The organism is Exiguobacterium sp. s143 (assembly GCF_018618895.1).
Taxonomy (GTDB): Bacteria; Bacillota; Bacilli; order Exiguobacteriales; family Exiguobacteriaceae; genus Exiguobacterium_A; species Exiguobacterium_A abrahamii.
This window is the reverse complement of the sequence record NZ_JACSMX010000001.1, coordinates 1,144,477-1,167,708: the sequence shown is the minus strand read 5'-3', so window position 1 is coordinate 1,167,708 and position 23,232 is coordinate 1,144,477. Positions and strand designations below refer to the sequence as shown.

Sequence of the window (23,232 nt, the reverse complement as noted above, 5' to 3'; positions counted from 1 at the left end):
ACAAGGGAGTGTTTCTCAATGCGTAAACCAATTATCGCAGGTAACTGGAAGATGAATCTGACGCTCAAGGATGCAGTCGCATTCGTTGAGGAAGTCAAAGGAGCTGTACCTGCTTCGACGACAGTCGACGCAGCCGTCTGTGCGCCAGCAGTATTCTTGGCACACTTGACAGAAGCAGCAGCTGGTACGGATCTTAAGATCGGTGCTCAAAACATGTACGACAAAGAGAGCGGTGCGTTCACTGGTGAAATCAGCCCGCTCATGCTCAAAGAACTCGACGTGACATACGTCATCCTCGGTCACTCTGAGCGTCGTGAGTACTTCGGCGAAACAGATGCGTTCATCAACAGCAAAGCGAAAAAAGCGTTCGAGCACGGCCTCGTTCCAATCGTTTGTGTAGGTGAAACACTGGAAGAGCGTGAAGGCGGCAAGTTCGAAGACGTCATCCGCGAACAGACAGCAAACAGCCTTAAAGGTCTTACTGTCGACCAAGTGAAAAATCTCGTCGTCGCTTACGAGCCTGTCTGGGCAATCGGAACAGGTAAATCAGCGACAGAACAAGATGCACAAGATTCTTGTAAATTCGTCCGTGACGTCGTTGCAGCTGAATTCGGTGCTGAAGCAGCAGAAGCTGTCCGCATCCAATACGGTGGTAGCGTCAAACCGGAAAACATCAAAGAATATATGGCTCAACCAGACATCGACGGCGCGCTCGTCGGCGGTGCAAGTCTTGAGACAGGATCGTTCCTCAAACTGTTGGAGGCGATTTAAATGAAAAAACGTCCAGTCGCACTGATCATCCTTGATGGTTTTGGTATGCGTGACGAGGAGTTCGGAAATGCCGTTACGGCGGCAAACAAACCGAACTTCGACCGTTACTGGGGTCAATACCCGCATACGTTGTTGAATGCGAAAGGCGAATACGTCGGTTTGCCTGAAGGTCAAATGGGGAACTCAGAAGTGGGTCACCTGAACATCGGTGCAGGTCGCGTCGTCTATCAATCGCTATCCCGAATCAACAACGCGGTCAAGGATCGCTCGTTCTTCTCGCGTCAAGCGATGAACGATGCGGCAGGTCACGTGAAGAAATACGGTTCAGCGCTTCATATCTTCGGTTTGGTCTCTGACGGTGGAATCCACAGTCACATCAACCACTTGTATGCGGTGCTCGAATTCGCGAAACTTCACGAAATCGAAAAAGTCTACCTCCATGCTTTCACGGACGGTCGTGACTGCGACCCACAATCGGGCGCTGGTTTCCTCCGTGACGCGCAAGCGAAGATGGATGAATTGAATGTTGGACAATTCGCGAGTATCTCTGGTCGCTACTATGCGATGGATCGCGATAACCGTTGGGAACGCGTCAAGAAAGTCTATGACGCCATCACGTTCGGTGAAGGTCCGACGACGAAGGATCCAATCGGCATGGTTGAAGCTTCGTACAAACAAGACGTAACGGATGAGTTCATCGAACCAACTGTTGTCGTGCAGGAAGACGGTACGCCAGTCGCACCGATCCACGATAACGATGCGATCGTGTTCTTCAACTATCGTCCTGACCGTGCGATTCAGCTTTCGAAAGTCTACAAAGAAAAAGGTGGCTTCAACGGCTTCGAAATTCCAGACAACGCACCGAAGAACCTGCTACTCGTCTCAATGACGAAGTACTCGGATGCGATTGATACGGACATCGTCTTCCCGCCTGAAGACATCAAGAACACGCTTGGTGAGACATTGTCAAAACAAGGTCTCAAACAGCTACGCATCGCGGAAACGGAAAAGTATCCGCACGTCACGTTCTTCTTCAACGGACAACGTGAAGAACCATACGAAGGGGAAGATCGGATCTTGATCCCTTCACCAAAAGTCGCGACATACGACTTGAAACCGGAGATGAGCGTCTATGAAGTCACAGATGCCCTCGTCGACGCAATCAACTCGGACAAACACGACGCGATCATCCTCAACTTCGCTAACCCGGATATGGTCGGTCACTCGGGTATGCTCGAGCCGACGAAAAAGGCGATCGAAGCTGTCGATGAGTGTCTTGGGAAAGTCGTTGACTTGATTCTCAGCAAAGGCGGCGCGGCAGTCATCACGGCTGACCACGGGAACGCGGATAAAGTCCTCAATGCGGACGGCAGTAAGATGACGGCGCATACGACAGAACCCGTTCCATGTATCGTGACGGTCGAGGACGTTGAACTCCTTGAACCACTCACAGGTGCACTCGCTGATCTCGCACCAACGGTCCTTGATCTCCTCGGAGCAGACCAACCAGCAGAGATGACTGGTAAATCGATCGTTTTGAAGAAATAATCCCGTCGATCGAAGTAGCTACACCACATATTTCTTACACACAAAAGGAGCGAATTTAAATGTCAATGATTACAGAGATTTACGCACGCGAGATTCTTGATTCACGCGGTAACCCAACAGTAGAAGTAGAAGTTTATACAGAAGATGGCGGTTTCGGTCGCGCACTCGTACCATCAGGTGCATCAACTGGTGAGCACGAAGCAGTCGAACTCCGTGATGGCGACAAAGCACGTTACCTCGGAAAAGGTGTTTTGAAAGCTGTTGACAACGTCAACGAAAAAATCGCACCAGAAATCATCGGTTACGATGTCTTCGACCAAGCTGGAATCGACAAAAAGATGATCGATCTCGACGGTACGAAAAACAAAGGTAACTTCGGTGCTAACGCAATCCTTGGTGTTTCTATGGCTGCTGCACGTGCTGCTGCAGATGAGCTTGGTCTTCCACTCTACACATACCTCGGTGGATTTAACGCGAAAACATTACCAACTCCAATGATGAACATCATCAACGGTGGATCACACGCAGACAACAACGTGGACTTCCAAGAGTTCATGATCATGCCTGTCGGTGCTCCAACATTCAAAGAAGCACTTCGTATGGGTGCTGAAATCTTCCACGCGTTGAAATCAGTTCTTAGCGGAATGGGTCTTAACACAGCAGTTGGTGACGAGGGTGGATTCGCTCCAAACTTGAAATCAAACGAAGAAGCAATCACAGTTATCCTTGAAGCAATCGAAAAAGCTGGCTACAAAGCAGGCGAAGATGTTTACCTGGCAATGGACGTCGCTTCTTCTGAGTTCTACGATAAAGCAGCTGGAACATACAACCTCGCTGGCGAAGGCAAAGTCCTCTCAACAGAAGAGCTTGTTGAATTCTACGCACAACTCGTTGACAAATACCCAATCATCTCAATCGAAGATGGCTGTGACGAAAACGACTGGGATGGTCACAAACTTCTTACAGATCGTATCGGACACAAAGTCCAACTCGTTGGGGATGACTTGTTCGTAACGAACACTGAGAAACTTGCTGAAGGTATCGAAAAAGGCATCGCGAACTCGATCCTCATCAAAGTTAACCAAATCGGTACGTTGACTGAAACATTCGACGCAATCGAAATGGCTAAAAAAGCTGGTTACACAGCTGTCGTTTCTCACCGTTCTGGTGAAACTGAAGATTCAACGATCGCTGACATCGCTGTTGCGACAAACGCTGGTCAAATCAAAACGGGTTCACTTTCACGTACAGACCGTATCGCGAAATACAACCAACTTCTCCGCATCGAAGACATGCTTTCAGACGTTGCTGTCTACGACGGAATCAAATCATTCTACAACCTCAAGAAGTAATTTCAGGTTGATTGTTTGAACAAGCTATAAGGAAAACCTCCTATTCGTGTGATACGTACACACGGATAGGAGGTTTTTTTTACATATCAAGCGATGTCAAACGCGAAAATCCCTTTTGTCATCAAAACTAAAATGAACTGTCAAAAAATTGATTTATCTCATTAGACGGCTAAAATGTTATACTCATAAATAAGTGCAAATCAAATAGTTATAGCGATTAATTACACCTTAATCAATGAAGGTGAAAAATACGTTTAAAGGAGATACGATCATGTTAAATTCAGATTTAGATATCCGTTTAGAACCACGTATTCAAGAGTTATATCGACTGCATAAGGAACGTTCAGCTAATATTGACTGGAGCTACCACGAGTTCATTCCATGGGATAAGGCGATGTCGTTTAAACGCGTTCCTTGGGATGAGAGCCAAGTCACGCTTCCAGAAGGTGTTATCGTAGCAATCGAGACGGCATTACTGACAGAAGTCAACTTACCATGGTATACGTCACACTTAGACTATACATTCAAGAACTCGATGGAAGTCATCAATGACTTCGTCCGGACATGGACAGCAGAAGAAGACCAGCACTCGAACTTACTCGAGACGTATTTACTCGTCACGCGAAACGTCAATCCAACGCGACTCCATCAGTTAAGAAGACGCGTCGTTGAGAACGGCTGGTTCCCGGACTTCACGAACCCGCTAGCGACGATGGCATATACGTCACTGCAAGAGTTAGCGACACTTGTCTTTTATAACAACGTGGCGAAAATCGCAGGGGCGCATGACAAGGATTTGGCAACGCTACTTCGTCGTCTAGCGAAGGACGAAGCACTGCATTATGCGTTCTATCGTGACACGGTCAAAGCACACCTAGAGCTTGACCCGAACTTCATCGTCTTCTTCGAAGACGTCATCATCAACTTCTCGATGCCAGGTGCTGTCATGCCTGATTTTACGGAACGCATGAAGACGATTGCTGTTGATACGAACTATGGACCACTCCAATACTTCGACCAAGTATTAGACGTCGTCGTCAAATTCTGGGGCATCGCTGATTTAGAACCGACAACTGACGAAGCGAAACAATCTCAAGCGAACATCATGAAGTATCACGGACGTTTGAAGCGCATCAAGGAACGTCAGGAACGCCAACTCGAAAAAGCGAATCTCGACGTCTAAGGAGGCAATGAACATGAAGTGTGAAATCTGTGGAACTGAAACGAACAACCAAGTCAGTTACTTGGAACTCGATACGTGGGAATTCAACTCATTGAACAAAGAAGCAAAAGACTTTTATCCGATTTGTTTTGATTGTTTTGATAAACATACGAACCATTTCATCGATCAGGAAATGGATCTGGAGTTACGAAAAAAACGTTCACAAATGGTCAACAAAGAAGTAGAAGCCGAAATCGAAGCGATTCTTGAGGTCGAGAATTAAGGAATCTTCTTCATAGAAGTATAACCGGTAGTGCTTCGGCTCTACCGGTTTTTTACGTCTATAAAAAAGCAGCTATTTCTTCTTTCACGCAAACACGTGCACGTGATGGAAGAAATAGCTACTTTTTAATATGAAATCAATCTTCAATAAACGTAACGAGATAATGATGAGGGGAATGAAGGGGTGCACGGGTCACGAAAAAATCTGGGAGATCTACATCGATTCCAAGTTCACGTAGTGTATCCGGCTCCAGACATTCTTGAACGAGACGCTTAATATCCTGTAATAATTCATCATGCAGGTTCGCTTCCTTTGGAAAGGCGCGCTTCGCATCGTCGCGTAATAATAATACGATCGGCGGTAGCCCCCGCAATAGGTCGACTTGAAGAGGCTGCTGATGACGTTCGAAATAATCATTCAGACAACTGACGACCCTCATCGAGTGTTCTTCTTTCATCCGATCCCAACTCTCTGTATGTGACTGTAACTCTCTAGCTATTCCCTAATTGAAGCGAGGATATGCAGGGAAACTGGAAATGAAGCATTACGAGGACGCTGTTCGGGGTAGAACTAGAGGGAAGGGGGAATCGACATGCTATTTCGGTTTTTGTTTTTAGGGCTTGATACGTCGATTGGTGACATCCCGTTGCGCCTCATCTATTTTACGGAACTCATACTATTCATCGGTTTGTATCAAATCACGAGCCGATTTTCACGTCAGAGTCTGATTTTGGGAACGGCACTCGGAATTGGCGGACTGATTGCCATCTTACCCGGTGCGCTCTATATCATCCGTTATAATCCGGAGGATGCCGTCATCGATGTCACGTTCCTATTGATTTATTTATTTGAGCCGCTAGCAATTGTTGCGTTCATTGTTGCTTTGATTCGACGTTTGTTCGTGGAGCGAAAAAGAGCCGGGAAAGCAAAGAGATGAAAGTCTTGTCAGTTAGACTCCGATTGTTCATGAATTTCCGTCCAAGACGTCGCTTTCCGCGGACGGAAGGCAAGTCTCCTTGTCGCGTGTGCTCCTGCGGGGTCTTACCTATTCCGCTCTTCCCGCAGGAGTTTCCGTCTTTTTCGGAAATCAACAATCTAACCTAACGTGCTACTGAGAGGACAAGAAATACACCGTAAGATGGCGTGACGCTGTCTTGCGGTGTATTTGCGTATGCATCCAAATACTTTCTTTCAATAGTGTAAGGGAGAGTAACTGGAAGAATATTCTATAATAGAGGGAGAGCGAAATCAGATCTTAGTTGGTTTCGTAAGATCCTGATGATTATAGGAGTGAGTTTCGTGCATAAAGTGTTGTTTGGTTTATCTGTCTTAAATAGTCTCTATATTACGAATAACTTATTTACGTATTCCGATAGTTTTTTAAATGCGCCACTCGGCATCACGACCGTCATTGCCGTGACATTGATGTTCCTGAATGACAGCGTCAAAAAAGATAAACCGTCACTGTACACGAAAGCGACCGACGGATTAGGATTCATTAATATTTTGATTGGTCTCTCATTGATCGTCTTTATTTAAGATATGATTCGTGCATGATCATATGGAATGATCGTAAGTCTGATGCGGTGTCAGGCTTCTTTTTTTATGGTCCAATCCAAGGACTCGAAAAAAATAAAATATATTTTAAAGAAAAAAGATTGATGTGTAACCGGTTACACAATATGATGATTCTTGTAAGCGTTATCAAAAGAAAGAGGTGGCGAAACATGTCGACCATCCGGGAAGTAGCGAAAGCGGCACATGTCTCCGTCGCGACGGTCTCACGCGTCATGAACGAAAAGGGTTATGTCAGTGAGAAATCGCGTAAGGCGGTGCTTCAGGCAATCAAACAATTGGATTATCGACCAAACCGGGTCGCGAGATCGTTGTTCCAAAAGCGGTCCGGACTGATCGGTTTGATCGTTCCCGACATCACGAATCCGTTCTTCCCACAACTCGCACGGGCTGTGGAAGATATGGCACATCAACATGGTTTTCAGGTCATTTTGTGTAACACAGACGAACAGTTTCAGAAAGAACGCGAATATATCAAGTCACTCGAGGCGATGCATGTCGACGGATTGATCATCACGACGAACTACTCGAATAATCCGAACTATGAAGAACTCGAAGTGCCGGTCGTAGCGTTAGACCGTGTGTTACAAGGAGCGATTCCGACGGTGACCTCAAACGGATACGAAGGCGGGAAGAAGGCAGCATCATTTTTACTTGCATCTGGTGCGACGGAACTGGCCGTCATCAGTGGTCCATCGAAACTCCCGACGATCAAGAAACGACGGGATGGCTTCGAAGAGATTGCTGGAACGCATCTCGTTGCAAGCATCGAGTCACCGTTCCACTTTCAAGGGGCGCTTGATGCCGCGAACTATCTGTTTGATCACTATCATTGCAACGGTATTTTTGCCGCGAGTGATGTCATCGCTGCAGCAACGGTGCAAGTCGCTGCGGAACGCGGGATTACGATTCCGGACGAGCTACAAGTGATCGGCTATGACGGGATCGAACTCGGACAAATGATTTCACCACCGTTGACGACGATTGCGCAGCCAATCTATCAAATGGGAGAACTGGCCGCGAAACTCCTGATTCAACGGATTGAAGGCACACCGATTGCCGCAGTTCATCATGAGTTGACGGTTGAGATCATCGAACGGGAAACGACGAAACGGAAGGATGAGGAAGCATGAAACAAATCAGTGTCATCGGCAGTATCTCGATGGATCTCGTCGTCGAAAGTAAACGCCGTCCAGGCGCAGGCGAAACGATCATCGGGGATGCCTTTCATACCGTACCGGGCGGAAAGGGTGCGAACCAAGCGGTCGCAGTCGCGCGTCTCGGCAGTACCGTCGAAATGATCGGTTGCGTCGGCAGTGACGCAAACGGTGAAGCGATCCGCGAAAACTTCAAGACGCAAGGAGTGCAGACGACGCACTTGCAAACGATTGAAGGCGAACGGACGGGAACGGCACACATCACGCTCGCTGAAGGCGATAACTCGATCGTCGTCGTTCAGTCTGCCAATCAACATGTCCAATTTGCGGATGATACACTCGCACCGATTCTCGCAGACAGTGAAATCATCTTACTCCAGCTCGAGATTCCAATCGAAACGGTCGAGATCGTTGCTCGCGAAGCACATGCAGCCGGCATTCCAGTCGTCTTGAATCCAGCACCGGCGATGTCACTCAGTCTGGAATTGATTGAACACGTCACATACTTAACGCCAAACGAACATGAATGTGGCTTGATCTTCGGACAAGACCAACCAATCGAACATTGGCTGATGGAATACCCGAATAAACTGATCGTAACCGAAGGCAGTCGCGGCGCACGCTTCTACGACGGTGAGTCAATCGTGACGATTCCAGCGATCGAGACGACCGTCGTTGATACGACAGGAGCAGGGGATACGTTCAACGGTGCCTTAGCCGTTGCGTTAACGGAAGGACAACCGCTCGTCGAGGCAATTCGTTTCGCGAACCGGGCAGCCGGCTTATCGATTCGCGCGCTTGGCGCTCAAGGCGGCATGCCGACACGGGAACAGATGGAGGGAGACGCATGAAGAAACACGGTATCTTAAATAGTCATATCAGCAAGGTCCTGACCGATCTCGGTCATACCGATACGATCGTCATCGCCGATTGCGGCTTACCGATTCCAGACGGGGTCGCACGAATCGATTTAGCACTGGAACTCGGCACACCGTCATTCCTCGACGTCGTCCGTGTCGTCGCCGGTGACATGGCGATCGAACAGCTGACTCTGGCAACGGAGATTAAGGAAGCGAATCCAGACGTCCTCGAGCAACTGGAAGCCATGCAGATCGAGACGACGTTCGTTTCGCACGAGGAATTCAAGAAACAGACACAGCAGGCGAAGGTCATCATCCGGACCGGAGAAGCGACACCGTACGCAAATATCATCTTCCATTCCGGCGTAATCTTTTAAGGGGGTCATGCGATGCGTATCGAGATGACAGGTATCAAAAAAGCATTCGGTCCCGTCCCTGTCCTGAAAGGGGTCGACTTCGAACTCGCTGCGGGTGAGATCCACGCCTTGATGGGAGAGAACGGTGCTGGGAAATCGACGCTGATGAAGATTTTGACCGGTGTTCATAAAGCGGACGCAGGCACGATCCGCGTCGATGGACAGGACGTCGAGTATAAGAATCCGAAGCTTGCTGAAGAGGCGGGGATTGCCTTCATCCATCAGGAACTAAACATCCTCCCGGATTTGACGGTGACGGAGAACTTGTTCCTCGGACGGGAGTTGAAGTCACGCTTTGGGATTCTCAAGCAAGGGGAGATGAAGCGGCAGGCGGAACGTGAACTCGCGGAATTGAACGTCTTCATGGACGTCGACCAGCTCGCTCGGACGTTATCGGTCGGTCAGCAACAGATGATTGAGATCGCGAAAGCTTTGATGACGGATGCGAAGGTCATCATCATGGATGAACCGACAGCGGCACTGACAGAGCGGGAAATTCGTGCCTTGTTCAGCGTCGCGACGGCACTGCGCAACCAAGGTGTCTCGATCGTCTATATCTCACACCGGATGGAGGAAATCTTCGAGCTCTGCGACCGGATCACCGTCTTACGGGACGGGATCTCCGTCTCGACGCACGCGATTCCTGAAACATCGTTCGAACAGATCGTCCGAGAGATGGTCGGTCGTGAGATGGGTGAACGGTATCCGGATCGTGACGTGTCAATCGGTGCGACTGTCCTTGAGGTCAAACAAGCGAGCGGAAAACGGTTCGACGATGTCTCGTTCTCCGTCAAAGCAGGCGAAATCATCGGCTTCTCGGGTTTGATGGGTGCCGGGCGGACGGAAGTCATGCGCGGATTGTTCGGGGTCGATCGCTTGAAAGACGGGACGATCGAACTGAACGGACAGTCGCTAAAAATCAAGACACCGTACGACGCGATTCGCCAGGGTATCGGCTTTTTGACCGAGGACCGCAAAGGCGAAGGCTTGTTCCTCGATTTTTCACTGCGTGAGAACATCTCGCTGCCGACGATCCGTTCGTTATCTCGCTCTGGTGTCATCAAGGATCAGGCAGAACGCGATTTCGCAGAAGGATATTTGAAGTCGCTCTCGGTCCGGCACAGCTCGATGGACCAGCCGGCGAAGTCACTGTCCGGTGGGAACCAACAGAAGGTCGTCCTCGCGAAGTGGCTCGGGACACAACCGAAAGTCTTGATCCTCGACGAACCGACACGTGGTGTCGACGTCGGGGCGAAGAAAGAGATTTACCTCATCATGAACGAACTCGCTGCGGCGGGTGTCGCGATCATCATGGTCAGCTCGGACCTCCCGGAGATTCTCGGGATGAGCGACCGGGTCTACGTCATGCGCGAAGGCAAGATGAGCGGCATGTTGACACGACAGGAAGCGACGCAAGAAAGCATCATGACACTTGCGACAGGAGGACAATGATATGGAATTGATGCAAGGCAAGGTAACGGAAGCAAAACCGAGACGTCTTGGGATCGGACAAAAGCTTGGACCACTCGCAGGATTGTTCGCGATCGTCCTCGTCGTCTCGATCATGGAACCGGACTTTTTAACATTGAATAATTTATTTAACATCTTACGGCAAGTCTCGATCAATGCCTTGATTGCCTTCGGGATGACGTTCGTCATTCTGACAGGTGGGATTGATTTATCGGTCGGCTCGATTCTCGCCCTCTCGTCCGCTTTCGTCGCGGGTCTGATGACGGACGGAACGTCAGCGTTGATTGCTGTTCTGGCTGGTCTGATCGTCGGAGCTGTCATGGGTGCTCTAAACGGGATGGTCATCTCACTCGGGAAAGTGGCACCGTTCATCGCGACACTCGCGACGATGACAATCTTCCGCGGATTGACGCTCGTCTATACGGACGGGAAACCGATCACTGGTCTGAGCCAAGGTGGCTGGTTCGAATTGTTCGGACGCGGTTACTTCTGGATCTTCCCGGTACCGGTTCTAACGATGTTGATCGCCTTCGCGGTCCTCTACTTCATCTTGAAGAAGACGACGTTCGGTCGTTATACGTATGCGATCGGTGGTAACGAAGAAGCAGCGAAGCTGATGGGGATTCAAGTCAATAAAGTCAAAATCATGATCTACTCACTCTCAGGCTTGATGGCAGCACTTGCCGGCATCATCCTGACGTCCCGTCTGAACTCGGCGCAGCCGACGGCGGGGACATCGTACGAACTTGACGCCATCGCAGCGGTCGTCCTTGGTGGGACGAGCCTGTCAGGTGGTCGTGGCTGGATTGTCGGTACCTTGATCGGTGCCTTGATCATTGGAACACTGAACAATGGACTCAACTTGCTTGGTGTCTCCTCGTTCTTCCAACTCGTCGTCAAAGGTTTAGTCATTTTGTTCGCGGTACTCGCGGACCGGAAACAAGCAGCGTAACCCACACTCAAAAAGGAGGATCTACAGATGAAAAAACTACTTGCAGTCGTCATGATGGCACTAATGGTCTTCGCAGCAGCTTGTTCGACGGAACAGCCAGGCAGCAGCAACGGTGAAACGAAGAAAAAGACGAAGGACTTCAAGATTGGTCTTTCGATTTCAACTCTCAACAACCCATTCTTTGTCTCGTTAAAAGAAGGGGCAGAACAAGAAGCCAAAGCACAAGGCGCAACACTTCAAGTCGCAGATGCGCAAGATGACGCGGCAAAACAAGCAAGCGATATTGAAGACATGGTTCAAAAGAAAGTCGATCTCATTTTGATCAACCCAACGGATTCAGCAGCAGTCGGTGCAGCCGTCCAAACAGCGAACGATGCGAACATTCCCGTCATCACAGTTGACCGGAACGCAGAAGCAGGCGACGTCGTCGCACACATCGCGTCAGATAACGTCGCGGGTGGGAAACAAGCAGGTGAGTACATGATCGAACTCGTCGGCGACAAAGCAAAAGTCGTGGAGCTCGAAGGGATTCCAGGAGCATCCGCAACTCGTGACCGTGGTAAAGGGTTCCATGAAGCAGTCGACGGTAAACTTGACGTCGTCGCAAAACAAGCAGCAAACTTCGACCGGGCAAAAGGATTGTCGGTCATGGAGAACATCCTCCAAAACAACAAAGACATCAAAGCCGTCTTCGCTCACAATGATGAAATGGCTCTCGGTGCGGTCGAAGCGTTAAAAGCAGCGGGTCTCAACGATGTCAAAGTCATCGGCTTCGATGCAACAGATGATGCCGTCAAAGCCGTCAAAGACGGAAAAATGGCAGGAACGATCGCTCAAAAACCGACTGAGATCGGGAAAATGGGTGTCGAGACAGCGATCAAGCACTTAAAAGGCGACAAAGTCGAGAAGAACATCCCAGTTGATCTCGAATTGATTAAACAATAAGAAGACAGGACACCTGAGTCGACGATTCAGGTGTCTCTTTTTCATCAGGTGGAGCAGGCAGGAAAAAGTTCCTAAATCTATTCCTTGTTCCCGTACTTGTTTTTCTCTATAATGAAAGAAGCGTATATTACTGAAGGAGGATCATCGATGATCATTCATAACGTGGCTCTTGTCGGCCTCATCGTCGTTTCCGTTCTTCTCATCATCGTCGTTCTATTGATGTCAGGTCGTACGACCGGACTCGGAGCATTGACGGGTGGAGCAGAACAATTATTTGGTCGCCAAAAAGCTCGTGGCTTGGATGCGGTCCTAAATCGCGTGGCGTCTATCTTAGGAGCATTACTCTTCATCTTGGCGTTACTCGTCGCTTTTTATAAGTGAGCATTGAAACGACAGCCGTATGATCGCGCTGTCGTTTTTTGTATTTCTCGATATTCAATTTTTCCGGATATGGGGTATAGAGTTAGAGGGGGAATCATTTTATGAAAATCACTTTACCGAAACCATTCTTTTTCGAAGCCGGCCCACGTGCCGTTTTACTATTACACGGATTCACTGGATCGAGCGCGGATGTCCGCATCCTCGGCCGCTACTTGCAAAAGCGGGGCTATACGTCCCTCGCACCACAATATAAAGGGCACGCTGCCCCACCCGAAGAGCTGACGAAGACCGGGCCAGCCGACTGGTGGCAGGATGTCCTTGCCGGATATCAAGAACTCGTCGATAAAGGTTATGACGAAATCGCCGTTTGCGGACTATCGCTTGGTGGCGTCATGTCGCTGAAGTTATCGATGAACCGTCCGGTCAAAGCGGTCATCCCGATGTGTGCACCCGCCTACATCAAAAGTGAAGAAGTCATGTATGCAGGAGTCACTGAGTACGCACGAGAATTCAAGAAACGAGAAGGCAAATCACAAGAAGAGATCGACCACGAGATGGCGTCCTTCGAACCGATGCCGACCTTGAAGGACTTGCAGGAACTGCTGCGTGAGACACGCGATTCGCTTGAGGACGTCTACGCACCGACGCTCGTCGTCCAAGCGCGCAACGATCACATGATCAACACCGACTCCGCGAACATCATCCATGATGGAGTCAGTGCCTTCCAAAAAGAGCTGATCTGGTATGAGAACTCAGGTCACGTCATTACGCTCGACAAAGAAAAAGACCAGCTCCACTCTGACATCTTGGACTTTCTGGAGTCATTGAACTGGAGCAAGTAACTGGAGGTGTCACGTTGGAATTACGTGAACGAATATTAACGGTCATCACGACGGAAGAACGTCCGTTGTCGATTGATCAATTAACGAAAAAACTAGAACTAGCGGATACGGAAGCATTCAAGGAATTGATCCGGACGCTAAACGCAATGGAAGACGAAGCGTTGATTGCTCGGACACGCTCGAACAAGTACGGAACGCTCGCGCAAATCGGTCAAGTTGCAGGGAAGATTTCCGTCCACCAACGCGGGTTCGGTTTCGTCTCACCGGAAGACGGTTCAGAAGGCGACATCTTCTTGCCGGCACCGGAACTGAAGAACGTCTATAACGGCGACCGTGTCCTCGTCAAAGTGTTTGCCGAGTCAAACGGTGGCGACCGTCGTGAAGGGAAATTGCTCAAGATTCTCTCACGCGGACCAGCCGATTTCGTCGGGACGTTCGTCAGTCCAAAAGGACGGATCGAATCGATTGCTTATATCGAACCGGATGATACGAAGCTGACGTTCTTACCGGTCGTCGCGAACGACGATACACTCGGTGCCGTCGATGGCCACAAAGTCCTCGCCCGGATCACGAAGTATCCGGACGGTCGCTACGCCGGAACGGCGAAAGTCTTGAAAATCATCGGTCACAAGAATGACCCAGGCGTCGACATCTTATCGATCGTCCATAAGCATGGGATCAACGTCGACTTCTCACCGGAAGCGATCGCTGAGGCGAATGCCGTACCGGATCAAATCGATGAGAAAGACTTAGTCGGACGCGTCGATCTACGAAACGAATTGACGGTCACGATTGACGGGGCAGACGCAAAGGACCTCGATGATGCGGTTCACGTCAAAAAGCTAGCGAACGGTAACTTCGAGCTCGGTGTCCACATCGCCGACGTCTCGCATTACGTCAAAGAAGATTCAGCACTCGACGAAGAAGCGCGTGAGCGCGGAACGAGTGTTTATCTCGTCGACCGTGTCATCCCGATGATTCCGCACCGTCTATCGAACGGGATCTGCTCGCTCAATCCGCACGTTGATCGTCTGACGCTCAGCTGTATCATGGAAATCGATGCGAACGGTGCTGTCGTCAACCATGAAATCTTCCAGAGTGTCATCAAGACGACGGAACGGATGACGTACACGGACGTCCGGAAAATCATCGAACGCGAAGACGAAGAAGTGATCGCGAAGTACCAAGATCTCGTCGAGTACTTCGACAAGATGGCGGAACTCGCAGCAATCCTCCGCGAACGCCGCTCGCGTCGTGGGGCGATCAACTTCGACTTCCCAGAAGCGAAGGTTCTCGTCAACGAAGAAGGCAAGACGAGTGAAATCATCCTCCGCGAACGATCGGTCGCTGAGAAGCTGATCGAAGAGTTCATGCTCGCAGCGAACGAAACGGTCGCGGAGCACATTCAGCGTCAAAAACTGCCGTTCATGTACCGGATCCACGATGAGCCAAAAGCAGAACGTCTCGATACGTTCTTCAAGTTCATCGGTAACTTCGGCATCAACGTCGAACGCAAGGGTGAGTCAGTCGCACCGAAAACGTTGCAATCGATCCTCAACGCCGTCGAAGGGGAGCCGGAAGAAGCCGTCGTCAGTACGGTCATGCTCCGATCGCTCCAACAAGCGAAATACGACATCGAACCGATCGGTCACTTCGGTCTGTCGACGGACTACTACACGCACTTCACGTCACCGATCCGTCGTTATCCGGACTTAATGGTCCACCGTCTGTTGCGTGAATATGTCATCTACAATGACAAATCGCAAAAGACGCAAGACCGTTACTCGGAGATCCTCCCGGAAATTGCCGATCATTCGTCAAAACGCGAGCGTCGCGCCGTTGACGCGGAGCGGGAAACGAACGCCTTGAAGAAAGCCGAGTATATGGAGCAACACATCGGTGAGACGTTTGAAGGTGTCGTCAGTGGTGTCACGAACTTCGGAATGTTCGTCGAATTGCCGAACACAATCGAAGGACTCGTCCACATCCAAGCGATGACGGATGACTTCTACCGCTACGATGAAGCGAACTATCAGCTAATCGGTGAGCGGACGAAGCAACAGTTCCGGATCGGTGATGTCGTCGAAATCAAGGTCACGAACGTCAACATCGATGAACGGACGATCGACTTCAGCGTCGTCGGGATGCCAGAACGGCAACCGAAGAAACGGTTTGAGTCGAAGACGATCCGTTCAAGCGGTGGACGTCCAGGACAAAAACGTGACGATAAGAAGAAAGACGATCGTCGTGGCAAGAAACGGTCAGGTAAGAGCGACCAAAGCAAAGGAAAAGGATTCTCGTTAAAGAATAAGAAAGATAAACCGCCGTTCCATAAAGCGGTCTCGAATAAGAAACGGAAGCGCAAATAAGCGCTTCCGCATCGGAAATGTGGTGAACGAACATGCCAAAGGGAACAGATTCGAAAGTCTTAGCGAACAACAAACGGGCCTCGTTCGATTATGCGATCGAGGATACGATTGAAGCCGGTCTCGTCTTGACGGGAACGGAGATCAAATCGGTTCGTAAAGGGAAAATCAGTATCGGGGACGCATTCGTCCGGTTCGACGGGGGAGAGGCGATTCTCTGGAACTCGAACATCGCCCACTTCGAACAGGGGAACCGGTATAACCATGAACAGCTCCGCCCACGGAAGCTGTTGTTGCACAAGAAACAGATTGCGAACTTGATCGGAGCGGTCTCACGGGACGGTTATACGATCGTACCGCTGAAAGTCTACATCAAGAACGGTTACGCGAAATGCTTGATCGGACTCGGACGCGGGAAGAAAAAATTCGATAAACGCGACGACCTGAAGAAGAAGGATGCGAAGCGTGATATCGAGCGGGCACTTCGTGATAAGCAAAAGTATTGAACCCGTAACACTTTTCTGCTAGAATATTAGTATTCGGAAAGCCCCAATTTATTATCTTGGGGACGTTACGGATTCGACGGGGGTAGTTCGGTCTTCTGTGGCGTGTCGAGGGGTCGGCCTCGTTAAAACGCACCAGCCATAACTGGCAAAACTAACACACAACTCGCAGCAGCGTAATAGCAACTGCGGATCCTAGCAGCTGTCGCCTGGTCGGCTGATTTCTAGGGTCTCACTTTAAACAGGCTACGCTTGGACCCTTCCGTCTGGAGGGAAAGAGAAGAGATGGAATCAGACTGGTCGGACGGACGCCTGTCAATTGGCAGCCTGACGACGAGATCCCAATAAATTGACTACACACGTAGAAGCTTAAGTATACGATGCCTTCGGACGTGGGTTCGACTCCCACCGTCTCCATACGACGAAATCAGTGGATTTCAAGAAAGAAGACTCCTTTTTAATAAGGAGTTTTCTTTTTTATAGTAATTTAAATTTAAATTTATATAAATTATTTCGAATTAGTTTGAAATATTTATATTGAAGGGGTATAAAATGAATAGAACTGAATCTAGTATCAATAAAAAAATTAATAAATTAGATGTTACGCAATCAAAAATAAGCGCACAGATAAAAGAAGTTAAAAATCAAATTAAGCCTGTTAATCAAAGAAGTTATGCAATGTATAAGAAGCGAGAACTTTTACTTAGAAAAGCTATAGTGAAACCAAGTTTTGATAAAAAGACAGTATTAACAGATTCGCATTGGCATTATATTGAATTATTGCTCCGATCAGGTAAAGAAAAAAATTGTGAAGAGGCATTAAATTATTGGAATCAAGCTAAGAATTTTTACCTAGCTACACAAGAATTAGATTTAGTATCAAAACCTTTAACTACATATTATTGCTTTTTAAATGCAACTAAAGCTCTTTTAACATACAAGAATGTAAAATTTGATCCAAAGCATGGTATTTCAGGACAGAGACAAAAAGGACAAGTAAAATTACAAAATGAGTTTGTAAAATTACATAAAAAAGGCGTTTTAGCTGGTTTGAGTAATTATTTAAATCAACCCATAAAAATAGATCAAGATAATAAGAATTTTTTTGCTAATAAGCAAATACCAATAATATCAAAAGAAGTTTTTTTGAAAATAAAGGAACACATAATAAGTGGGGATGAACAAGAGTTTAATAGAAAACTTACTTCATATTTGGAAAATAAAAAGAAAACGGAATCAAAACCTGAGGTATATACTTTAAAGGACTTATTATATAATTTGGAATATGTACATAGAGCATATAAACTAACTTTCCCTTCAGACACAGAGTTGTTTATACCAATTTTAAATCCGAGATTTGTAACTGATAAAAAGTCAGGATGGTTAGAATTTCAATTGGAGTCAGAGTATTCAAAAAAACGAGTGTTGAATCATTTTTCTGATTTTGAATTGGATGAACACTATGGATTAAACACATGTTATTTAAAAACTAAAGAAAAATTTAATTGGGTAACTAGTAGTAAAGCTAAAAATTATAATGATTTTTTGAATTATTATCATAAATATAGAAACGCGTTTGTTTATATATATAGTACTAATGAACTTTGGTATTATAAAAGAAATGATTTAAAGAGCCGAATAATTTTCAAGAATTCTATGGTACTAACTCTTGCTTCAATGCATCGCTTGAGCGAGATGTCAAGGTATGATCCAAATACTTTATCTGCCCATTTGGATAGTAAACATGGATGGCTTTTATCAGAATTTATTAATAAGTCGATATATCAATTTGTTGACATGATTTCATCAGAAATTTCAGGTGATGATTTTAGAGCTACTGGTTTTAGAAACTGACCATAATAATAAATTAATAAGTAAAAGCAGTTAGATTTGCGAGGTACACTCGAGAATCTAACTGCTTTTTACGATTAAAAGTTTTTAATTAATATATTCAAATTAATATTCTTGCGATTTCTTCAGAATAAATATTAGGTTCCTCACTCTGTATTCTTTCCTTTAATAAAATATAATCAATCTCTATCTCATTATTAATAAGTAAATGGATACAATCTTGGTAATGCTCTTTGAAATAGATTGCTGATTGTCTCGATAATCCTAGACTTTGTAATACAATTTCTTTAGTGTCTATAGTTCCATACTCTAAAAATTGAGACCAATTTTCACTAACATTACCGTCATATATATGATGATTTAAATCAAAATAATTATTTACATAAACAAGAAGTTTGTGCTGAATTATATTTTCTATATCGTCTAATACTTCTCTGATTATTAAATTAATATGTTCAGAATTATTTTTATCGTAAACTTCACCTGTAGATTTACCAAATTTATAGACTTCTTTTTTTTGATCATTTTTATAAATTATATTATCTCTAATAATATTACGGATACTAACGCCGTTCATCCATTGATTCATTAATGTGGCATAGTATTTTAATACAGATTTTTTAGATAAATCTTTTTCATAATCTTCCCACAAGTATATCTCATGCAGCAAGTTTAAAAACTTAAGACAATTGCCGTATGTAACTTTAGATAAAGTAATTTTTACGTTTGAAGTAAGTAAATACTTAAAAGCAGAGTTTTGTTGTTCATAATCAATATTATAACTTTTACTTAAAATATCATATGGAACTATAATGTTTTTTTGAATATTTGATAACGAATCAGACAAGTTTAATTTAGAATTAGAATTTATTTTATTTATTAATATACTATGAGTATCGTTTAAATAATCTATCGAAATTATATTGGCAATGTATTTTAATATTTGTTCTTCGCTAGAATTATTTTTATTTTTTCTTTTCTTTTCTATTGCACTTTTTATTTTGAGAGTATTATTGTTTATTTTCGATTCTATGACTGGTTTCAAACTGATATTTTTATTCGTCAAAACATCACTGTTTTTCCAGACTGTATTATTTGCTTTAACACATATTATTTGCCCACTTATATCATAATTCATCCTTCCCGCTCTACCTGCTAAATTCCAAAAATCAATATCTGTCATTTTAGATAGTCCATTTTTATTATCTAGAATAAATATATTTTTAGCAGGAAGGTTTACACCTTCTAAAAGAGTTGATGTACAAAATAAGTATTTTATATCACCACTTTTAAAAAGTTCTTCAATTTTATACCTGATAGTTTGCGGTAACGCACCAAAATGGTAACCTATTCTGTATTCAAGACAGTGTATTAAATAGCAGTTTGGGTGTATATTTTCAGCTATAAATTTCATTAAATCACTTATTGAATCTGAAATCTGTGGTTTTGACTTTTGTTTTTTTAATAAGTATTCCCTTAAACCTAAAGCGTTGGTAATTGTTTTATCTATAGAAGGTAAGTAAATTAGGTTGGAAAATTCAGAACCTATTGTATAAATTACTGAAAATATATCTGTTAAACTATTATTTTTTAGAGGGAGAGTTAGTAATTGATCATTCAAGTATTCTAGTGTTGAGACATTTCTTGACATCAAATCCACATAAATAATTTTTTGTGATACTGGTGATTGATTTGATACGTAAAAATGATTAGAATCATCTAAATTAAATAAATTTAAAAGTTTTTCAGGGTTATCAATAAGAGGTGAAGAAAAAAACAAGCTCAGATTTTTTGAATGCATAATTGTTTTTTCTATAGATAAATACAATGTAATACTTCTACTATCATTTTGTGATGCAATTTTATGCGCTTCATCGACATACAATACATCTATAAAAGACTCTTTTGTATCTGAAACCATATCTAACAATCTCTCTGGCGTGAGAATATATACTTTTTTTGAGTAATTATCGTAATTAAAATCGATATTAAAATTTGAAAAAACACCAACATTAAACTCTGTAAAAAGATTGAAAAAATCATTTTTTAAATCTTTTATGTACTGATTGATTAATGCTTTTGTGGGAACGAGAATAATAAAAGTTTCTTTTTTAGTTTCCATTATTTCTTTTAATAAAAGAGTCTTAATTACATAAGATTTCCCTAATGAAGTTGGACCAGAAAAACTATAGTATTTTTTATTATCAATACTACTAATAATGTCAAATTGGGTATCAGTAAAGTACTGTTCGGTTTTATAAGGTATTGTTTGTCTTGATTGTTTAACTTGTAACTCTAATGATCTATCCCAAGGCAGTGGATATTTAAGATCTAATAATTTTATTGCTGGGAAATTTCCTAGTTTACCTAATATAGCGTTTGTATAGATTTCATCAGCGGGTTCAATTTTATTAGTACTTGATATTATTGAACTAACTATTTTAAAAGAAAGATTTTTATGTTTATCTAAGTTAGAGTTGGATAATATATCAGCGAATCTAAACAAATGATGTTGTTCAGTAATTGTTAAATATTTTGATGGTTGTTTAAGTATTTTGTTAGTGTCATGAACTAATAATTTATTAATAAGTTCGTGGAAATATTGATTTTGCATAACTTCTTCGCTTAATTTATCAAAAATCATTTTTAGCCTCCTTAAGATTTTTAATCATTCTCTTCCTAGTAGTATCAAGATCGGTAAACGGTACACAATATAAATAAAAATTATAACTAGTTAAATCGAACTCTATAATTTTTTTTTGTAAGTATTGTAACTCTTTTTGCACCAAATCTTTAATCTTTTCTCTGATAATAATTCTGAAATTAGAGTTATTTAACTTTAGTTCTTCTTCAGAAAAACATATTTCAAAACCGATAAAAATCCCAAAAGAGTAATCTATGTTTGATTCGTTTTTTGAGGGTATCAAAATATCTTTTAATACTTTAAATTGCTGTTCATTGAAAACTTCTCCAATTAAATTGCTATTAACCAAATTTACTTCATGATTTATATTATTAACTTCACGATTTATATATGCTTTTATTGATGTAAGGGCATCATAAATTCCATCTTTGAAATTAGTTCTCATTTTTGATTCTCCAAAAATAAGTTCGTAATCTAACTCATTTTTTTTTAAGAGGTGGATTCCATCTGCGCCTTTAACATAATCTTTACTAGATGTTTTTAACTTCATTTTTGTTAGTAATTTTGGGGCATTTAAATCTATTTCTAAAAAGTTATATAACAAAATTTCTCCAAGCTCACCAGAATTGTTCTCATATTCTTTAAGTCTGCTAACTGCATTCACATATGAAAGACCGGAATTATTGATTTCTTCTATTTCTTTCGGTGATAAGCAAAAAGGAATGATGTTAGAAATTAAACCATTCATCAATCTAAAGTAGTTAAACTTATTATTTTGTATTTGTGTAACAAATAAGTTTACTTTATTATTTTCTATAGTTGAACTTAATTCATGGTAAAAAATATCTTTAAATTTCTTATCTGCAGTAGTTTGTATCAAAAAAATCCTCCTAAATATGATTATGAATTCATAAATAAATATATCATTTTTAAATGTATATTAATTATTGATATTGGTAAAATTGATAATTAATGTCTTATATATTCCTTTTTTATAATTTACCAACAAACTAATAAATAACTTAATTAACTATTTATTTTTCGAGTTAATTTTAATAACAATGGTAGAGGAAGATGATAATTATGATACGACGGGCCACCTTAATGGACGGAAAAGCCTTATCGGACTTGATGCGACGCATTGATCGGGAGACAAAATATATGTTGTATGAGCCGGAGGAACGCGTCCTGTCAATGGAACAGGCGGAGGCGTTCATCGAGAAGTTCGGTCAGGCTGCGAACTCAGACATTTTCGTCGTGGATGTCGACGAGCAACTCGTCGGGTACGTGCTTGTCGTCGGTGGTGAACCGAGTCGGATTCGTCACCGGGCGAATCTCGTCATTGGCTTGCTCGATGCCTATACGGGTCGTGGACTTGGTGCGGGACTACTTGAAGCGGTTGATGCCTTTGCGATTGAAGCAGGACTCATCCGACTCGAGTTGACGGTTCGCAAGGACAATCTGCGGGCAATCGAACTCTATCATAAGTTTGGCTTCAACATTGAAGGAACTCGCATCGCGTCGCTCTTCATCGATGGCGAATACGTCGATGAACTGGCAATGTCGAAAATCTATACGACAGAAGAATCCTAAAAAAAGATGCTCCGTGGACTTACCTCTAAAAAGAGACGAGACCATGAGCATCTTTTTTATGGCGATATTTTCTGTTGTTCGAAGTCTATTTCTAGGACATTATTCGCATAATCCTTACCCCAGTCATACATCGCATCTAAAATAGGCATTAAGCTATGACCGTGCGGCGTCAACGAGTATTCGACCTTCGGTGGTACGACCGGATAGACTTCCCGGTGAATGATGTGGTGGTCTTCGAGTTCCCGTAGTTGATTGACGAGCATCCGTTGCGTGATCCCGGGCATCAGACTTTTCAGTTCCCCGAATCGTTTCGTCCCTTCCTTGCCTAAGTGCCAAAGAATGAGCATCTTCCATTTGCCCCCGATGATCGAGAGGGTCAATTCCTTCTCACAGTTAAACTGACGGTCTTCAAAATGTGGCATCGTTCCACCTCCTGCTCCAGTATAGTCTTTCTTCTAGTCGACAGTATACTTTTCCGCACTATGTATGAAAAACCGCACTATGTAAATTAAAAGTGCGTACTTCTCAAGAATGCTCCTGCGGATTATATTTAGTCCTGTT

General features: G+C 44.3%; 23 protein-coding genes and 1 other RNA gene. 20 read left to right on the top strand and 4 right to left on the bottom strand.

Going from position 1 to position 23,232, the window contains the following annotated elements; translation table 11 throughout:
• Window positions 1-18 precede the first annotated feature (18 nt).
• The 5 genes from tpiA (at window position 19) to KNQ03_RS06225 (ending at window position 5,116) form a co-directional block, all read left to right on the top strand.
• On the top strand, window positions 19-771 hold the full coding sequence (gene tpiA, locus KNQ03_RS06245; protein ID WP_023469215.1) for a triose-phosphate isomerase: 753 nt from the start codon (window positions 19-21) through the stop codon (window positions 769-771).
• Window positions 772-2,319: a 2,3-bisphosphoglycerate-independent phosphoglycerate mutase gene (gene gpmI, locus KNQ03_RS06240; RefSeq protein WP_214723889.1), complete on the top strand. Its 1,548-nt coding sequence runs from the start codon at window positions 772-774 to the stop codon at window positions 2,317-2,319. It begins immediately after the preceding gene.
• A 59-nt stretch (window positions 2,320-2,378) separates the two neighbouring features.
• A complete protein-coding gene (gene eno / locus KNQ03_RS06235) occupies window positions 2,379-3,671 on the top strand; it encodes a phosphopyruvate hydratase (RefSeq protein WP_023469213.1) in 1,293 nt (430 codons plus the stop codon).
• 271 nt (window positions 3,672-3,942) lie between these two features.
• Window positions 3,943-4,854, top strand: coding sequence for an acyl-ACP desaturase (locus KNQ03_RS06230; protein WP_149427767.1), 912 nt, complete (start codon window positions 3,943-3,945; stop codon window positions 4,852-4,854).
• 13 nt (window positions 4,855-4,867) lie between these two features.
• Window positions 4,868-5,116, top strand: a complete 249-nt coding sequence (locus KNQ03_RS06225) for a hypothetical protein (RefSeq protein WP_231925650.1) — start codon at window positions 4,868-4,870, stop codon at window positions 5,114-5,116.
• 136 nt (window positions 5,117-5,252) lie between these two features.
• Here KNQ03_RS06225 and KNQ03_RS06220 read toward each other — a convergent pair whose 3' ends face one another.
• A complete protein-coding gene (locus KNQ03_RS06220) occupies window positions 5,253-5,573 on the bottom strand; it encodes a hypothetical protein (protein ID WP_029342474.1) in 321 nt (106 codons plus the stop codon).
• A gap of 135 nt (window positions 5,574-5,708) precedes the next feature.
• Here KNQ03_RS06220 and KNQ03_RS06215 point away from each other — a divergent pair, with 135 nt between their 5' ends.
• From KNQ03_RS06215 to KNQ03_RS06150, 14 genes are all read left to right on the top strand, one after another.
• Complete coding sequence (locus KNQ03_RS06215) at window positions 5,709-6,053, top strand: hypothetical protein (RefSeq protein ID WP_058704563.1); 345 nt, start codon at window positions 5,709-5,711, stop codon at window positions 6,051-6,053.
• Between the two features lie 362 nt (window positions 6,054-6,415).
• Complete coding sequence (locus KNQ03_RS06210; RefSeq protein ID WP_029342472.1) at window positions 6,416-6,655, top strand: hypothetical protein; 240 nt, start codon at window positions 6,416-6,418, stop codon at window positions 6,653-6,655.
• Window positions 6,656-6,843: 188 nt separating this feature from the next.
• Window positions 6,844-7,824, top strand: a complete 981-nt coding sequence (locus tag KNQ03_RS06205; RefSeq protein ID WP_035396314.1) for a LacI family DNA-binding transcriptional regulator — start codon at window positions 6,844-6,846, stop codon at window positions 7,822-7,824.
• Window positions 7,821-8,699, top strand: coding sequence for a ribokinase (rbsK, locus tag KNQ03_RS06200; RefSeq protein ID WP_133207681.1), 879 nt, complete (start codon window positions 7,821-7,823; stop codon window positions 8,697-8,699). The genes KNQ03_RS06205 and rbsK overlap by 4 nt, the downstream gene beginning before the upstream one ends.
• Entirely contained in the window at window positions 8,696-9,085 is a 390-nt protein-coding gene (gene rbsD / locus KNQ03_RS06195; protein ID WP_133207680.1) for a D-ribose pyranase, read from the top strand. Before rbsK ends, rbsD begins: the two co-directional genes overlap by 4 nt.
• A 12-nt stretch (window positions 9,086-9,097) precedes the next feature.
• Window positions 9,098-10,576, top strand: coding sequence for a sugar ABC transporter ATP-binding protein (locus KNQ03_RS06190; RefSeq protein WP_029342468.1), 1,479 nt, complete (start codon window positions 9,098-9,100; stop codon window positions 10,574-10,576).
• A 1-nt stretch (window position 10,577) separates the two neighbouring features.
• A complete protein-coding gene (rbsC, locus tag KNQ03_RS06185; protein WP_050678685.1) occupies window positions 10,578-11,546 on the top strand; it encodes a ribose ABC transporter permease in 969 nt (322 codons plus the stop codon).
• A 27-nt stretch (window positions 11,547-11,573) separates the two neighbouring features.
• Window positions 11,574-12,491, top strand: coding sequence for a ribose ABC transporter substrate-binding protein RbsB (rbsB, locus tag KNQ03_RS06180; protein ID WP_214723887.1), 918 nt, complete (start codon window positions 11,574-11,576; stop codon window positions 12,489-12,491).
• Between the two features lie 147 nt (window positions 12,492-12,638).
• Window positions 12,639-12,872, top strand: a complete 234-nt coding sequence (secG, locus tag KNQ03_RS06175; RefSeq protein ID WP_023469201.1) for a preprotein translocase subunit SecG — start codon at window positions 12,639-12,641, stop codon at window positions 12,870-12,872.
• A 101-nt stretch (window positions 12,873-12,973) separates the two neighbouring features.
• A complete protein-coding gene (locus tag KNQ03_RS06170; protein ID WP_214723885.1) occupies window positions 12,974-13,714 on the top strand; it encodes an alpha/beta hydrolase in 741 nt (246 codons plus the stop codon).
• Window positions 13,715-13,728: 14 nt separating this feature from the next.
• Window positions 13,729-16,083 carry a ribonuclease R gene (gene rnr, locus KNQ03_RS06165; protein WP_023469199.1) on the top strand — a complete coding sequence of 785 codons (2,355 nt, stop codon included), beginning with the start codon at window positions 13,729-13,731 and terminating at the stop codon, window positions 16,081-16,083.
• A gap of 32 nt (window positions 16,084-16,115) precedes the next feature.
• Entirely contained in the window at window positions 16,116-16,586 is a 471-nt protein-coding gene (gene smpB, locus KNQ03_RS06160; protein WP_023469198.1) for an SsrA-binding protein SmpB, read from the top strand.
• Between the two features lie 58 nt (window positions 16,587-16,644).
• Window positions 16,645-17,003, top strand: a transfer-messenger RNA (tmRNA) gene (ssrA, locus tag KNQ03_RS06155).
• A gap of 132 nt (window positions 17,004-17,135) precedes the next feature.
• The gene (locus KNQ03_RS06150; protein ID WP_214723883.1) at window positions 17,136-18,437 is read left to right on the top strand and encodes a YaaC family protein; all 1,302 of its coding nucleotides are present in this window, start codon (window positions 17,136-17,138) and stop codon (window positions 18,435-18,437) included.
• A 97-nt stretch (window positions 18,438-18,534) separates the two neighbouring features.
• Here KNQ03_RS06150 and KNQ03_RS06145 read toward each other — a convergent pair whose 3' ends face one another.
• The gene (locus KNQ03_RS06145) at window positions 18,535-21,078 is read right to left on the bottom strand and encodes a DEAD/DEAH box helicase (RefSeq protein ID WP_214723881.1); all 2,544 of its coding nucleotides are present in this window, start codon (window positions 21,076-21,078) and stop codon (window positions 18,535-18,537) included.
• Window positions 21,068-21,958, bottom strand: coding sequence for a HamA C-terminal domain-containing protein (locus KNQ03_RS06140; protein WP_214723879.1), 891 nt, complete (start codon window positions 21,956-21,958; stop codon window positions 21,068-21,070). The genes KNQ03_RS06145 and KNQ03_RS06140 overlap by 11 nt, the downstream gene beginning before the upstream one ends.
• Before the next feature lie 203 nt (window positions 21,959-22,161).
• Here KNQ03_RS06140 and KNQ03_RS06135 point away from each other — a divergent pair, with 203 nt between their 5' ends.
• Window positions 22,162-22,671: a GNAT family N-acetyltransferase gene (locus KNQ03_RS06135; RefSeq protein ID WP_214723877.1), complete on the top strand. Its 510-nt coding sequence runs from the start codon at window positions 22,162-22,164 to the stop codon at window positions 22,669-22,671.
• Window positions 22,672-22,727: 56 nt separating this feature from the next.
• Here the strand turns inward: KNQ03_RS06135 and hxlR are convergent, their stop codons facing one another.
• Complete coding sequence (hxlR, locus tag KNQ03_RS06130) at window positions 22,728-23,093, bottom strand: transcriptional activator HxlR (RefSeq protein WP_214723875.1); 366 nt, start codon at window positions 23,091-23,093, stop codon at window positions 22,728-22,730.
• Window positions 23,094-23,232 lie beyond the last annotated feature (139 nt).

Coding starts and splice junctions, on each gene's coding strand:
- hxlR (WP_214723875.1), bottom strand. CDS start 23,093: ATGCCACATTTTGAAGACCGTCAGTTTAACTGTGAGAAGGAATTGACC.
- KNQ03_RS06220 (WP_029342474.1), bottom strand. CDS start 5,573: ATGAAAGAAGAACACTCGATGAGGGTCGTCAGTTGTCTGAATGATTAT.
- KNQ03_RS06225 (WP_231925650.1), top strand. CDS start 4,868: ATGAAGTGTGAAATCTGTGGAACTGAAACGAACAACCAAGTCAGTTAC.
- secG (WP_023469201.1), top strand. CDS start 12,639: ATGATCATTCATAACGTGGCTCTTGTCGGCCTCATCGTCGTTTCCGTT.
- smpB (WP_023469198.1), top strand. CDS start 16,116: ATGCCAAAGGGAACAGATTCGAAAGTCTTAGCGAACAACAAACGGGCC.
- KNQ03_RS06150 (WP_214723883.1), top strand. CDS start 17,136: ATGAATAGAACTGAATCTAGTATCAATAAAAAAATTAATAAATTAGAT.
- eno (WP_023469213.1), top strand. CDS start 2,379: ATGTCAATGATTACAGAGATTTACGCACGCGAGATTCTTGATTCACGC.
- rbsB (WP_214723887.1), top strand. CDS start 11,574: ATGAAAAAACTACTTGCAGTCGTCATGATGGCACTAATGGTCTTCGCA.
- tpiA (WP_023469215.1), top strand. CDS start 19: ATGCGTAAACCAATTATCGCAGGTAACTGGAAGATGAATCTGACGCTC.
- KNQ03_RS06215 (WP_058704563.1), top strand. CDS start 5,709: ATGCTATTTCGGTTTTTGTTTTTAGGGCTTGATACGTCGATTGGTGAC.
- KNQ03_RS06190 (WP_029342468.1), top strand. CDS start 9,098: ATGCGTATCGAGATGACAGGTATCAAAAAAGCATTCGGTCCCGTCCCT.
- KNQ03_RS06135 (WP_214723877.1), top strand. CDS start 22,162: ATGATACGACGGGCCACCTTAATGGACGGAAAAGCCTTATCGGACTTG.
- KNQ03_RS06145 (WP_214723881.1), bottom strand. CDS start 21,078: ATGATTTTTGATAAATTAAGCGAAGAAGTTATGCAAAATCAATATTTC.
- rbsD (WP_133207680.1), top strand. CDS start 8,696: ATGAAGAAACACGGTATCTTAAATAGTCATATCAGCAAGGTCCTGACC.
- gpmI (WP_214723889.1), top strand. CDS start 772: ATGAAAAAACGTCCAGTCGCACTGATCATCCTTGATGGTTTTGGTATG.
- KNQ03_RS06170 (WP_214723885.1), top strand. CDS start 12,974: ATGAAAATCACTTTACCGAAACCATTCTTTTTCGAAGCCGGCCCACGT.
- rbsC (WP_050678685.1), top strand. CDS start 10,578: ATGGAATTGATGCAAGGCAAGGTAACGGAAGCAAAACCGAGACGTCTT.
- KNQ03_RS06205 (WP_035396314.1), top strand. CDS start 6,844: ATGTCGACCATCCGGGAAGTAGCGAAAGCGGCACATGTCTCCGTCGCG.
- KNQ03_RS06230 (WP_149427767.1), top strand. CDS start 3,943: ATGTTAAATTCAGATTTAGATATCCGTTTAGAACCACGTATTCAAGAG.
- rbsK (WP_133207681.1), top strand. CDS start 7,821: ATGAAACAAATCAGTGTCATCGGCAGTATCTCGATGGATCTCGTCGTC.